At 48.0% G+C, this 13,194-nt stretch carries 11 protein-coding genes; 9 read left to right on the top strand and 2 right to left on the bottom strand.

Annotation, left to right across the window (positions count from 1 at the left end; all coding sequences use genetic code 11):
* Positions 1 to 154: 154 nt before the first annotated feature.
* Together PUT07_RS08505 and PUT07_RS08510 are read left to right on the top strand one after the other, a co-directional pair.
* On the top strand, positions 155 to 2,347 hold the full coding sequence (locus PUT07_RS08505) for a heavy metal translocating P-type ATPase (RefSeq protein WP_379239757.1): 2,193 nt from the start codon (positions 155 to 157) through the stop codon (positions 2,345 to 2,347).
* A 109-nt stretch (positions 2,348 to 2,456) separates the two neighbouring features.
* Positions 2,457 to 2,831, top strand: coding sequence for an ArsR/SmtB family transcription factor (locus PUT07_RS08510; RefSeq protein ID WP_274467531.1), 375 nt, complete (start codon positions 2,457 to 2,459; stop codon positions 2,829 to 2,831).
* Positions 2,832 to 3,084: 253 nt separating this feature from the next.
* Here the strand turns inward: PUT07_RS08510 and PUT07_RS08515 are convergent, their stop codons facing one another.
* Positions 3,085 to 3,807 (bottom strand): Crp/Fnr family transcriptional regulator, encoded by a 723-nt coding sequence (locus PUT07_RS08515; RefSeq protein ID WP_274467532.1) that lies wholly within the window; start codon positions 3,805 to 3,807, stop codon positions 3,085 to 3,087.
* Between the two features lie 191 nt (positions 3,808 to 3,998).
* Entirely contained in the window at positions 3,999 to 4,205 is a 207-nt protein-coding gene (locus PUT07_RS08520) for a hypothetical protein (RefSeq protein ID WP_274467533.1), read from the bottom strand.
* 253 nt (positions 4,206 to 4,458) lie between these two features.
* Between PUT07_RS08520 and PUT07_RS08525 the strand changes: the two genes are divergently transcribed.
* The 7 genes from PUT07_RS08525 to PUT07_RS08555 all read left to right on the top strand — a co-directional run bounded on the left by PUT07_RS08525 (position 4,459) and on the right by PUT07_RS08555 (position 13,174).
* Complete coding sequence (locus PUT07_RS08525) at positions 4,459 to 5,763, top strand: molybdopterin molybdotransferase MoeA (protein ID WP_274467534.1); 1,305 nt, start codon at positions 4,459 to 4,461, stop codon at positions 5,761 to 5,763.
* Entirely contained in the window at positions 5,756 to 6,784 is a 1,029-nt protein-coding gene (gene moaA / locus PUT07_RS08530) for a GTP 3',8-cyclase MoaA (protein ID WP_274467535.1), read from the top strand. Before PUT07_RS08525 ends, moaA begins: the two co-directional genes overlap by 8 nt.
* Before the next feature lie 516 nt (positions 6,785 to 7,300).
* Complete coding sequence (gene ric, locus PUT07_RS08535) at positions 7,301 to 7,987, top strand: iron-sulfur cluster repair di-iron protein (protein ID WP_274467536.1); 687 nt, start codon at positions 7,301 to 7,303, stop codon at positions 7,985 to 7,987.
* A 15-nt stretch (positions 7,988 to 8,002) separates the two neighbouring features.
* Positions 8,003 to 9,235: a hypothetical protein gene (locus tag PUT07_RS08540; protein WP_274467537.1), complete on the top strand. Its 1,233-nt coding sequence runs from the start codon at positions 8,003 to 8,005 to the stop codon at positions 9,233 to 9,235.
* 180 nt (positions 9,236 to 9,415) lie between these two features.
* A complete protein-coding gene (locus PUT07_RS08545; protein WP_274467538.1) occupies positions 9,416 to 10,456 on the top strand; it encodes a hypothetical protein in 1,041 nt (346 codons plus the stop codon).
* Positions 10,443 to 12,614, top strand: a complete 2,172-nt coding sequence (locus tag PUT07_RS08550; protein ID WP_274467539.1) for a molybdopterin oxidoreductase family protein — start codon at positions 10,443 to 10,445, stop codon at positions 12,612 to 12,614. The genes PUT07_RS08545 and PUT07_RS08550 overlap by 14 nt, the downstream gene beginning before the upstream one ends.
* Positions 12,611 to 13,174, top strand: a complete 564-nt coding sequence (locus PUT07_RS08555) for a 4Fe-4S dicluster domain-containing protein (protein WP_274467540.1) — start codon at positions 12,611 to 12,613, stop codon at positions 13,172 to 13,174. Before PUT07_RS08550 ends, PUT07_RS08555 begins: the two co-directional genes overlap by 4 nt.
* Positions 13,175 to 13,194 lie beyond the last annotated feature (20 nt).

Below are 13,194 nucleotides of genomic sequence, written 5' to 3' on the forward strand. Positions count from 1 at the left end.
AATCATATATTAATAATGAGGAGTATGATCTCGGATGTCTTCAAAAACCTCTTGTTGTAGTAATGAAGGCCAACATAACAATCAACATCATGGCGACTCGTGTTGTGGAAATACATCGGGTGATATAGTTAATCGAACCGTAACGCTTGAGGGGATGCATGGTGCGGATTGCGCAGTGAAGCTGGAGAGATCTGTATCCCGGATCCAGACACAATCGCAAACGAATCAAACTTCTGTCTATCGGATTGACGGGATGGATTGTGCGGATTGTGCGCTTAAATTAGAGAAGCGGGTTGGATCGCTTCCGGCTGTTCATCAGGTAACGGTGAACTATGGGGCGGCTAAGATGACCGTTGAACATGACGGAACAGCGTCACAGAGCATTATGCAGACGGTACAACAGGCAGGATATACGGCCATGCTAGATGCTGGAGACGCGCGGCCAACGGATGAAGTAAGCTTCTGGAGGCGGAATAAGAAGGTTCTTCCTACATGTGCATCAGGGCTATTGTTTGCCATCGCTTGGGGGTTATCATGGGGAGCCTTCGTAGATGAAATCTACTCTACGATATTATATGCTGCAGCTATCGGTATTGGCGGATTCCGCATGGCTAGAACAGGATTTTATGGCTTAAAGTCACGTACAATCGGAATGGATCTGCTCATGACAGTTGCAGCAGCGGGAGCTGCGCTTATCGGACAGTGGGAGGAAGGGGCAGCCGTTGTCTTTCTGTTCTCCTTGGGTGAAACCTTAGAAGCATACACAATGGATCGGACCAGAAAGTCAATCCGCGGGCTGATGGATTTATCTCCGAAAGAAGCTTTAGTTCGCAGAGAGGGTCATGAGTCTATGATGGGGATTGAGGATATCCGAATCGGTGATACGGTGATTATCAAGCCGGGTGAGAAAATAGCGGTGGACGGAGTCATTATCAAAGGCGCTTCATCGATAAATCAGGCCCCAATTACCGGGGAATCGATCCCTGTGGACAAAGCTGGCGGGGATGAGGTCTATGCCGGGACTATGAACCAACAAGGAGCAATTGAAGTTGAGGTAACGAAGCTGTCCAAAGATAATACATTGTCCCGTATTATTACAATGGTTGAAGATGCGCAGGCGCAGAAAGCTCCTTCTCAACGGTTTGTCGATACTTTTTCTAAATATTACACCCCGGCAGTTTTGATTCTTGCAGTCGGAATTGCCGTCATACCTCCCGTATTTTTGGCACAGCCCTTTCATACATGGATTTATCGCTCACTTATGATGTTGGTTGTATCTTGCCCTTGTGCCTTGGTCATCTCCACCCCCGTTTCAATCGTGTCTGCAATTGGAAACGCGGCGAGAAACGGTATCCTCATTAAAGGCGGAGCCCATTTAGAAAGATTAGGGGCCGTTTCCGTTGTAGCTTTTGATAAAACAGGTACTTTGACCGCGGGAATGCCGCAAGTAACAGCCATTATTGCCCTGGATGGGCAGACAGAGGAAGAAGCTTTATCTATAGCAGCAGGTATGGAGTCTTCATCTGAACACCCTGTGGCTGAGGCCATTGTTCGGTTCGCAGAGCAGAAGGGCATACAGAGTAAAGAAATTTCGTCTTTTACTTCAGTAACCGGCCGGGGGGTTAAGGCCACCGTTCAGGGCGAGGGGTATTTCATTGGCAGTCCAAAATGGTTCGCTGACGATTTGAATGTTTCAATGGATGGGGTCCATACACAAATAAATCACCTAGAGCAACAAGGACAAACGGTTATGATGCTGGGGACAAGGGAGCGGCTAATCGCTATGATTGCTGTAGCGGACGAGGTTCGTCCTAATAGCAAGTCCACACTTGAGCAATTAGGGAATATTGGAATTAAGAAAACGATCATGTTAACCGGGGACAATCGCGGAACCGCTCAGGCCGTCGCTGCAAAGCTCGGAGGAATCGAATATGATGCCGAGCTGCTCCCGCAAGACAAGGTTTCTTCGGTCAAACAATTAATGACGAATTATGGTCATGTAGCCATGCTTGGAGATGGAGTAAATGACGCACCTGCTTTAGCGACAGCGACTGTCGGTATCGCCATGGGTGCCGCGGGAACGGATACGGCTTTAGAGACAGCAGATGTGGCTTTAATGGCGGATAACCTATCCAAATTGCCCTATGCGATAAGGTTAAGCCGGCGAGCATTGAGAATTATTAAACAGAATATTGCTTTCTCCCTGCTCATCAAAGTTGTTTTCCTGGTTATGATCTTTCTGGGAACCTCAACGCTATGGATGGCCGTATTGGCGGATACAGGGAGCTCACTTCTCGTTATTGCTAACGGGATGAGATTACTACAGAAGAACAAACCATTGTCGTGAACGTGAATACGCAGACATGAGGAAATAAAGATTGTTCGGGTATTTGAATGCTTTTCTGTTATAATGTAAAGTAAATCGTAAGTTTTATCCTCAGAAAGTGAGAAGGTATATGGAAGAGATCTTATCGAAAACCGTACAAGATCAATGTGATGACACCTGTCATGGAACTTCTAATATTGACGTACTGAAAGAACAATTAATAACGGACCAGATCGTCGGTGGGCTGGCAGAGGTGTTCAAAGCACTTGGCGACCCGACAAGACTTAAAATTATTCACACTTTGTTGAATAATGAGCTGTGTGTGCATGATATTGTACAAGTGTTAGGAATGGGCCAATCCGCTATTTCTCATCAATTAAGATATTTACGGAATTTGCGAATTGTCAAACGGCGTAAAGTTGGAAAAACCGTCTATTACTCCCTGGATGATGAACATATCGAGCAAATTTTTGTCCAAATGCTTCAACACGTGAAACACAATTAAAGGGATATGGCACCCAAATCGGGTGTCTTTTTTATGTTTAGCGTTTGTTCACAATTAGATAAACAAAGTGAAGGCGAGGCTTCGTATGAAGTAATGATTGCGCAAAATCTGAGGTCTGCAACAATCACCATTCAACGATCGTTAGAAAGTTATCGAGGTACCATTCATTTTTCAACGCAAGAGAACAGGGTAGCTTTCTTCGTTACAATTCCGCTAAAAGAATAAAAAATAGATACCCATCCAGGTGTCGTTTCTACATTCTGCAGATGTCTTTGGGACAATTCTCACAATGACAAATGTCACGAAGGTAGGGAAGATCGTTCACGATGATATGACCGTTCTCGATGTGGATGGCATTTGCTTTGCGGAGTTCGCTTAGCATTCGATTTACACTCTCTCTTGTAGCGCCGATCATATCGGCAAACTCTGTATGGGTATGGGTCTTGGTGATCAAGATTCGATGATCTTGTTCAAGACCATAGGAGTTAGCCAATCTGATGAGCAGTGAACATAATGCACCGTGTTTACCGAACATCATGAGATCACGGAATTTGGTCTGCGTCATGCGGTGAACAAGTCCCATCCACTTCATGAATTCAATGGCCAAATCGCCATTCTGCCAAAGCAAAACTTCCAAATCCTTCTGCAAGATAGCCCCAATGACACTATCCTCGATAACTTCTGCATTAAAAGCATGAACCGATTGGTGAAAAGGGTCTACTTGACCGAACATATCGCCATCTTGGTACATGTACAAAATAAAATGCCGGCCTTCATCTGAAGTCTTCGTCAGTTTCACTCTTCCGCTCTTGATAAAGATCAGCTTGTCAGCGGGATCTCCCTCCCAGAAGAGATGCGATCCTGATGTGACCTTAGACTCGTACATGACTTGCTGTAGTTTAACTAAATTATCGGCGGAGAAGCATTCCGTATTCCGGACGCCAACTTCTTCGCGCAAAGAACCATTTCCGTTCATTCGAACCATCACTCCTATCCCCAAGCCGTTCATTCAGTATATCCATATGACAAAACGTTCGATGTGATTTATGTCACAACCGGCACCGCTGAACTGTGACATTTTTCACACGGGCCAACGATCTTATAATAAATAAAAACCAGCAGTGCCGAAGTGATTCCAGCACTACTGGTTTGGTTTTGCAGAGTGAGTCATAGCAGGTACTCCTCTTGAAGGCCAACTTGATGCAGATACTTCATCGTATGCTCAGGGCCAGTCTGTGGTTCGAATGGCGGTTGGGTGATGAGTTCTTTCTCCTCATTTTGCAGCCCACCGGTTCTTTCGGCAAAAAATTTACCATACTCGCAGCAGAAATCATCTCGCAAGGCCTCTAAATGCTCGTTATGCAGGGTCGTCATAGCAATCACTCCTTCTCTCTTGGATGATTCCATTATAGATCTTACCTTTTCTTATGTATGTGATTATTTTCACAACCCCTGGATGTTCCATGTGTATATTTCTTGTCCCCATCTCAAAGAGCAGCTCCTTGGATGAATGTGATAGGGGTCACAATGAAACGAAATTGGGGCTGTGATCAATATCACATCTACATTGACATTAAAGATTTATGATTCAACTTAATAAGCGTTGTAGATGAAAGGATTATTCGTGATGATAAATCGAAGCCAGAGGTTTGCCCGCAGGGCCGTCAAAGTGGAGCATGCCCGGAACATGGTTATGCAGCATGTGCTGCCGCTGGAAAGCGAGTACACATCGATTGACTCTTGCTTACATAGAAGAATTTCGGAACCGCTGTTCTCGAAGGAGTGTATGCCTCATTTCCGCCGTTCCGGATTAGACGGGTATGCCGTTCTGAGCGAAGAAGCAGTATCGGCTGCTCCACACAACCCTGCATGTCTAAGAGTAATTGATGAAGTGCCTGCCGGGTCCATCTCGCATCAACAAGTGGTCCCGGGAACAGCGATTCGTGTCATGACGGGATCGGCCGTCCCGGACGGTGCGGATGCAGTCGTCATGTTTGAACAAACAGAGGAGTTTCAAGAGGAAGGGCAAGTTTACATCCGTATTAAGCACAAGGTAGTCTCCGGACAAAATATGGCCAAGGTAGGCGATGAAATAACGACAGGGCAGCTGCTAATACGTGCAGGCACCCCAATCGGTCCTGGTCAGATTGCACTGCTTGCCTCAATAGGGTATGAAGAGGTTCCGGTTGTTCGTCGACCCGTCGTGGGCGTCTTAATGACGGGAAGTGAATTACTCGCTGTCGGCGAGCCCCTTCAGCCCGGGAGAATTCGGAATAGCAATGCCTACATGCTCGCGGCACAAGTCGAGCAATACGGCGGACTGGTTATTCAGTATGGAACGGTTCCGGATGATAGAGGTGAGGTTACTCGGACGATTTACAAGGCAATAGAGAAATGTGATATGCTTATCGTAAGCGGCGGAGTTTCCGTTGGAGATTATGACGTTATGGCGGACTTCTTCTCTGACATGAAGGGGAATGATGATACGGCACTTCTCTTCAATAAAATCGCAATGAGGCCCGGCAGTCCGACTTCAGCAGCTGTCATTAACAATAAGCTCATTTTCGGTCTCTCTGGTAATCCCGGCGCCTGCTTCGCCGGTTTTGAACTGCTGGTACGACCTGCACTGCTTGCGATGCAAGGAGTAGAGCGCCCGTTTCAACCTTGCATACATGCTGTCATGGGGAACGATTATGATAAAGGATGCCCGCATGACCGATATATAAGAGGACGAATGACATTAACTAATCAACAAGTCATGGTAAGTGTGTTGGATAAGAATAGCTCGAGTATGCTTGTATCTATTCAAGATGCCAATTGCATCATCGTCATACCCGCTGGTTCACGAGGAGTCACCGCCGGCCAGCAGGTGGAAGTTATACCGCTGCCTTATGAAATTACCGTGTACGGAGAGGAGGTCAAGGATGAATAATTCCGATAAGCAAGCGCCCCAAATGACAGATACCCTTCATAGGCCGCTTCGTGATTTACGCATATCTGTGACGGACCGCTGCAATTTCCGATGCCGATATTGTATGCCTGAAGAGGTGTTTGGTCCTAACTTCCAGTTCCTTCCGCAAGAAAAGCTGTTAAGCCTTCAAGAATTAGAGCGTTTAACGCGGATTTTCGTATCTCTTGGCGTTGAAAAAATTCGGATTACCGGCGGGGAGCCGCTATTAAATAAAAATATTGCTGACATTATATCACGTGTCCGTCATATAGAAGGCGTCAAAGATATTGCCGTAACTACCAATGGTTCCTTATTGAAGCATAAGGCAAAGGAGCTAAGGGAGGCTGGATTAGAGCGGATTACAGTGAGCTTGGATAGTTTGGATGATGAGCGGTTCGGTGTCATGAACGGAAGAGGGTATTCGGCCAAAAGCGTGCTCGAAGGCATCGATGCGGCGGCTTCGGCAGGATTATCCGTGAAGGTGAATATGGTCGTGCAAAAGGGTGTCAATGACCAGGATATTGTCCCAATGGCGAAGTACTTCCGGGAGCACGGGCACATTTTGAGATTTATTGAGTTTATGGATGTGGGCAACACCAATGGTTGGAATTTACAACGGGTCGTTCCTAGCCAACAAATTATCGAAATCATTCATAAAGTGATGCCGCTGGAACCTATAGAATCGAATTATGTGGGCGAGGTTGCGACGCGATACCGTTATCAGGGTTCTCAGGATGAGATCGGTTTCATATCCTCTGTAACCCAGGCGTTCTGTAGTACTTGTACACGAGCGCGGCTTTCAGCCGAAGGGCATTTATACACTTGTTTGTTTGCTTCAGACAAGACAGACCTGCTAAGTGTGATCAGGGAAGGCGCTAGTGATGATGCTGTAAGATCTTTAATTGCTCAAGTATGGAGAACACGCCAGGATCGGTATTCCGAAACGAGACTTGAGCAGACGTTTCCGAAGCCTAAAGTAGAAATGTCTCACATTGGTGGCTAGTGTGATGAAGCGCATAGTGAGATATGTACGCATCGATCAAAGACGCATGACAGAAGGAGGTACGGGGATTATCCCGTACCTCTTTTTTTGCTGCGGCGGGGCGGGGCTCTCTCGTTGAGGGAGCCGAGCTTTTCTTGGTCAGCCGCAGGGCGTAACTGGAACTTCTCCCGTTATTCGCGAGAAAATTAGCCCAGTTGTACGAATAAAAGGAATTCCTCCCGTTAATTCATCCCTATTTCGCGTAAAGGCTGCGAGTACGCGCTGAATAACGGGAGGAATTCCTGTTATTCAGCATTCGAGGGTCCGCCAGGCTGCATTTAACAGGAGAAATTCCCGCTATGGGCGGGACTCTCGGTAGAGGCTTGGCTCTCTTGGAGGAGCCGAGCTTTTTTGTGAGTTGTTTTTGCAGCAGCTGATTGAATGGGAATGTTTTTCAAATATTGTGATGCCGATCACATGTGGCGGTCTGTCTTTTGGATATAGTGGATGTAGCAAACCGAACAAGGAGGATTTGAGATGGAAGTGACCATTCAATTAACAGACCGCGTTGGAGATATCGTCACCAGCTACCCGAGATCAGCTGAGGTGTTTAAAGGATACCGGATCGACTTCTGCTGCGGAGGAAATCAAACACTGCTTCAAGTGATTCAAGATCAACAGATTGAGGAGCAGGCGCTCTTGCTAAGTCTTCAGGAAGCGATCAAAGCCCCTGAATCCGATAATGTCAATTGGAGCGAATTAAGCTCGAGCGAATTAATCGAGCATATCGTTCGCATCCATCATGGGTATTTAAGAACGGCATTGCCGCACTTAAGCGGCTATGTCAAGAAAGTAGCGCGTGTGCATGGACCCTATCATCCTGAACTCTTTAAGGTGTATGAATGTTTTGAAACATTGAAAAGTGAGATGAAGCAGCATATGGATAAAGAAGAACAGGAAGCTTTCCCGGCCGTTATCGCTTTGGCGAACGATCCGACAGAAGAAAAGAGAAGGAGGCTGTTGGACATACTGGAAGAGCTCGAGCATGAACACGAAGGATCGGGTGATCTGCTCAAAGAAATCAGGGAATTAACGCTAGATTACAAGCTGCCGGAGGACGCCTGCACGACCTATCAGCTCACTTTCTCGAAGCTGGAGGAATTGGAAGCGGACATGTTCCAGCACATTCATTTGGAGAATAACATTTTGTTTAATTGCGTGTAAAGGGGACGATCCATCATGTTCAGGCTTCCACTGCTGTTTATCGCAACCGGAATGGTCAGTTTTATCGCTTTTCATCTGCTTTCCCTGTTTGCCCTGGGAACATGGATAGGAGATCCTCCCCGGAATCCGGAAGGCTGGTTTCGCATTCATTTGATTGTGCTGGATTGGGGAACGATGATCGCGATGGGGGCTGTTTACCAACTGATGGATGTGGTTCTGCAGCGGAAGCTGTACAGCCGGAAGCTTGGCTACGTTCATTATGTGATTTTCCTTATCGGTTCCTTCCTCTTATTGATCGGATTCCTTCGTTTGGAGGTTAGCTGGATCGCTGCGGGTGCTGTACTGACTTGGATTGGCATCTGCTTGTTCGCTTGGAATATAGGGCAAACGATGCGTCTTGCCGCCAAATGGAATCCCATCACGGTGAGTACAGCATGCGCGGTGGGTTACCTGGTGCTGACTGGGCTTCTAGGCATGATGATGGGGATTGATTTTGTTTACCCGATTTGGGGAGGCATCCACGATCGCTTGCTTTCCGCCCATATTTGGATGGGAACACTCGGCTGGTTCGGCCTCTTAATTACAGGGTTCAGCTACAAAATGCTGCCCATGTTCTACTTGTCTCACGGGGAATCCGCCAAACGTCCCTATGTCGTAATGATTCTATGGAATACGGCAACCCTCCTTGGAGCGGGTCACTTCCTGTTAGGAGGAGGAGCTCGTCTGAATGGCCTCGTGCTCGCACTGATCATAGCCGCGCTAATCATGTACGAGGCTCATATGAGGGACATCCGTAAGCATCGCCATAAAGGATCTCCGGGTTCCGGGATTCGGTGGTCCATCTATTGCACGAGAGCGCTTCTCGTATACGCTGTTATGCTTCTGGGTGTTTGGTTCGTGAAGCCGGGACTCTTCGGCGATGAAAGATGGGTGATCCTATCAGGCTGGATGTATCTATACGGCTGGGTCGGGATGACCATCTTGGGGTATTTGTCCAAAATCGTTCCATTTCTGTGGTGGACACATAAGTATGGCCCGCTGGCAGGGAAAATGAAGGTGCCGGTCATGAACGATCTGATCAAGGACCGCTACGTGAAGGTCGGCATGACAGGCATGTGTGGAGGACTGCTTCTTCTCCTTATCGGCATCGGTTGGCAAGGCTTACTTCTCATAGGGATCGGCGGATGCCTGCTTTCCGTAAGCTCGCTGCTCTATATGAGCTTGATCGCCCGTGTTTTTGCACGTTAAGGCGGCTTCTCTTCGTAGACAACGGCTTTCCTTCGGATCAGATCGGATGGAAGGCTGTTTTTTTTATGTCACGTGAAGTTCGATATTAAACGGGGCCACAGTGATTTATCTCACAGTGCCGAACAGACGACTCATGGTTTAATACAACTATAAAGATCACAAGTGAAGGGGCAATGCTACATGGATCGAGCGTTCGCATCAAAATTCGCTAAATGCGTATTTCTAGTCGTAGTCGGATTAGTCATTCTTATGGGAATCGGTTCAAGGCTTTTTACACATATTGACTTGGCTTTATACGGGTATATGGTAGGCACGGTGGTTTTCGTTGGCGGGTTCTTTTATCGCTTTATTGCTTGGGGGGAACGGCCGCCGACGAAAATTATTTTGAAAAAGGGCATCAAGCTGTTATTCAGAAAAAGCACGCCGCAGACAACAACCGAGCATTTACTTACGTACAAATTCATCTGGAACCGTGGATGGTATCGCTGGACGCAGCACGTTCTGCTGGGCTGGGGCTGCATTCTATCCGCATTCGTTACCTTCCCGCTCGTATTCGGTTGGATGTACTTCACGATGGCAGAGAACGGCAAATACACGGTTGTTGGTTTCGGAATCGACCTTATGCAGATCAAAGCGGATGGCGTCCTTGGGTTTCTGTTCTACAATGCGCTGAATATTACGGCCTTCATGGTGATTGGCGGCGTCTGCATGGCTTTATATCGCCGGCTGAAGTCCATGCAAGCTCGCGCGGAACAAACCCTTATCTATGATTTCCTTCCCTTATATTTGCTCCTTTTCGTAAGCTTAACAGGACTGCTGCTCACTTTCTGCAACATCGTCCTTCACGGATATGGGCACCCGATTGTCACATTAGTGCACCAATGGTCCGTTATCGTAACGCTGATCTATATTCCTTTCGGTAAATTAGCTCATATTCCATTCAGACCCATGAGCGTATTTGCCCGAAATTACAGAGAACATTATGCGGAGCAGGCGACGAAGAGCTGCAAGGTTTGCGGAACAGGCTTCGTGTCGGTGGAACAATCCAATGATGTCATTGAAGTGCTCAAAGTGAACGACATTGAATTCAAGACAGAGGAGGGCTTCCACTTGGCTGAACTGTGCCTGCCCTGCCGCCGGAAATACAGAATGTCCCGGTTTACCGGAATTCCAACTCATCAGATTCGTGTAAAGGAGAGCAACCAGCATGCAAAAGGATAAATTCTTTAAAGTCATCGAGAATAAGACCCATCCCAACGAAAAATTGGTTAAAACCCATTGCTCTTACTGCGGCATGCAATGCGGGATGAACCTCCGGGTTGATACTTCTTCCAATCGAATTATCGGCGTCGAGCCGCGCTATGACTGGCCTGTCACACTGGGCAAAATGTGTCCGAAAGGCGTGACGGCTTATCAGCAAACCAATCACAATGATCGTCTGCTGCGCCCGTTAATCCGCGACGATGCATCGCTCAAAGGAACGAAAGAAGGCTTCCGCGAAGCGAGTTGGGATGAAGCCTATGCGTTGATCGTGAAACGGTTTAAGGAATTGCAAGGCCAGTACGGCAAAGACTCGCTCTCCGTATTCAGCGGCGTATCAATGACCAATGAGAAATGCTACTTGACCGGGAAGTTCGCCCGTGTCGCGCTGCAGACGCGTTACATCGATTATAATGGCCGGTTCTGTATGTCAAGCGCAGCCGCAGGTTTTCTTCGAAGCTTCGGCGTTGACAGAGGGTCTACACTGCCATGGACGGACTTGCATGAGACGGATTGCTTGTTCATAGCCGGCAGCAACACAGCGGAGTGCCATCCAACTTCCATGTTCCGTATATGGGAAGTGCAGAACCGCGGCGGTTATCTCATTGTAGCGGATCCGCGTGAAACGCCAATTGCCCGCCGCGCCGATATTCATCTCGATTTACGACCGGGTACGGACCTGGCGCTTGCCAATTGTATGGTTCATCTGTTGATTCAAAATGGCCATGCGGATGTGGAATTTGTCGCTAAGCACACCAACGGCTTCGAGGAAATGAGAGAGGTTGTGAAAGATTTCACACCTGAATATACAAGTGAGATCACGGGAATTGCTCCTGAGAAATTAATCCGCGCTGCTGAGATCTACGGCAAAGCACCGAATGCCGTCGTGATGTTCGCCCGCGGTATCGAACAACAAATCAAAGGTGCAGATAACGTATCCGCCTATACGAATATGTGCTTGGTTACGGGAAAGATTGGACGGCCCAAAGCGGGTGTCGCCACTTTCACCGGGCAAGGGAATGGCCAAGGCGGGAGAGAACACGGTCAGAAAGCGGATGCCCTGCCGGGCTATCGCAAAATAACGAATCCGAAGCATGTGGAAGAAGTATGCAAGGTATGGGGAATTAAGCCGGAAGAGATGCCGCTGCCCGGAGTATCGGCTTATGAAATGTTTGAGCTTATGCAGGAGAAGACGATTCGCGGCTTGTATCTGCTCTGCTCCAATCCGGCTGTCTCCGCACCGAATCAGAACTTTGTCCGTGAAGCTCTGAAGAATCTGGACTTCATGGTCTGTGCGGATATTTATTTATCGGAGTCCGCTGAGTTCGCAGATGTTGTCCTGCCATCGGTAACCTGGTCCGAGGACGAAGGAACCGTAACGAATCTGGAAGGCCGTATTATCAAAATTAATAAAGCCCAAGAGCCGATTGGCGAATCCAAACCGGATTGGTTAATTGAAGTAGAGCTTGCCGAAAAATTAGGCAGAGGAGCCTACTTCGGCCATCTCAAGACAGCCAGGGATGTTGCGGACGAATTCCGCTTAGCTTCCAAAGGCGGTTATGCCGACTATTATGGCGCCACTTGGGAGAAGATCGACAAGCAGGACGGCGTCTTCTGGCCTTGTAAAAGCGAAGAAGATCCGGGCACCCCGCATATGTTCCTGGATCATCAATTTTATCACGCAGATGGCAGAGCCCAGCTATGCGCGCTTCCTTACAGACCGCCTGCGGAAGAACCTTGCGAGCAGTATCCGCTGCGGCTTACGACCGGCCGGGTCGTCTATCACTACTTGTCTGGGAATCAAACCAGAAGAATTCCTTTCCTGCGGGACATGTGTCCCGAGCCTTACGTTGAAGTTCATCCGGAAACGGCGGAGCGCTACAACATCGCGCACGACGAAGTCGTACGGCTGTATACGCGCCGCGGCGAAGCCCTATATAAAGTGAAAATCATTGAAGCGATTCGCAAAGATACGGTGTTCGTTCCTTATCACTTCGGTCACGAGCAGTCCATTAATCTACTTACGATCGCAGCGCTTGATCCGATGTCAAGAATGCCTGAGTTTAAGGCTTGCGCGGCCCAGATCGAGAAGCAACCAGAGAGGATGAACATCCGATGAAACAACATTTATACATCGAAATGGATAACTGCATCGGCTGTCGAAGCTGCTTGGCTGCCTGCACGCAATGCGGAGGTCACGATGAGAGAAATCGCAACTATGTCTATGAGGTGAACCCTCTCGTAGACCGCCAAACGATCCCCTTGATGTGTCTGCACTGCGTGAATCCTGCGTGCGCCAGAAGCTGCCCGGCTCAAGCGATCCAGATTACCGAAGAGGGCGCCGTGCTTTCCGCGTTAGTTGAGAAATGTATCGGCTGTCAGAACTGCACCATTGCCTGCCCTTATGGGATACCTAAATTCGATGTAGAGCAGAATCTGATGTACAAATGCGATCTTTGCTATGACCGTACCAAAGAAGGCATCCCTCCGATGTGCGCATCGGTCTGCCCGACGAATACCCTGCAATGGGTGACAGAGGAAGAGCTGGCCGCCAAGAAAGCTCAACATAAGCTGGGGAAATGGACGGCTAGTCATCAACCTTTTGATCCGTTAGAGGGAGAAACGAATGTGAAGATCAGTCTTCCGGGTATTCTGCAAGGGAAGCAGAAATTGTTCTAATTATTTAGGATTGGGGTGAG

The sequence above is a fragment of the Paenibacillus sp. MAHUQ-63 genome (assembly GCF_028765165.1).
In the GTDB taxonomy this organism is placed as follows: domain Bacteria; phylum Bacillota; class Bacilli; order Paenibacillales; family NBRC-103111; genus Paenibacillus_E.

What these genes read in the sequence shown, in the direction of transcription:
- PUT07_RS08555 (WP_274467540.1), top strand. Translation starts at nt 12,611, where the DNA reads ATGAAACAACATTTATACATCGAAATGGATAACTGCATCGGCTGTCGA.
- PUT07_RS08505 (WP_379239757.1), top strand. Translation starts at nt 155, where the DNA reads ATGCATGGTGCGGATTGCGCAGTGAAGCTGGAGAGATCTGTATCCCGG.
- moaA (WP_274467535.1), top strand. Translation starts at nt 5,756, where the DNA reads ATGAATAATTCCGATAAGCAAGCGCCCCAAATGACAGATACCCTTCAT.
- PUT07_RS08515 (WP_274467532.1), bottom strand. Translation starts at nt 3,807, where the DNA reads ATGAACGGAAATGGTTCTTTGCGCGAAGAAGTTGGCGTCCGGAATACG.
- PUT07_RS08540 (WP_274467537.1), top strand. Translation starts at nt 8,003, where the DNA reads ATGTTCAGGCTTCCACTGCTGTTTATCGCAACCGGAATGGTCAGTTTT.
- PUT07_RS08520 (WP_274467533.1), bottom strand. Translation starts at nt 4,205, where the DNA reads ATGACGACCCTGCATAACGAGCATTTAGAGGCCTTGCGAGATGATTTC.
- PUT07_RS08545 (WP_274467538.1), top strand. Translation starts at nt 9,416, where the DNA reads ATGGATCGAGCGTTCGCATCAAAATTCGCTAAATGCGTATTTCTAGTC.
- PUT07_RS08525 (WP_274467534.1), top strand. Translation starts at nt 4,459, where the DNA reads ATGATAAATCGAAGCCAGAGGTTTGCCCGCAGGGCCGTCAAAGTGGAG.
- ric (WP_274467536.1), top strand. Translation starts at nt 7,301, where the DNA reads ATGGAAGTGACCATTCAATTAACAGACCGCGTTGGAGATATCGTCACC.
- PUT07_RS08510 (WP_274467531.1), top strand. Translation starts at nt 2,457, where the DNA reads ATGGAAGAGATCTTATCGAAAACCGTACAAGATCAATGTGATGACACC.
- PUT07_RS08550 (WP_274467539.1), top strand. Translation starts at nt 10,443, where the DNA reads ATGCAAAAGGATAAATTCTTTAAAGTCATCGAGAATAAGACCCATCCC.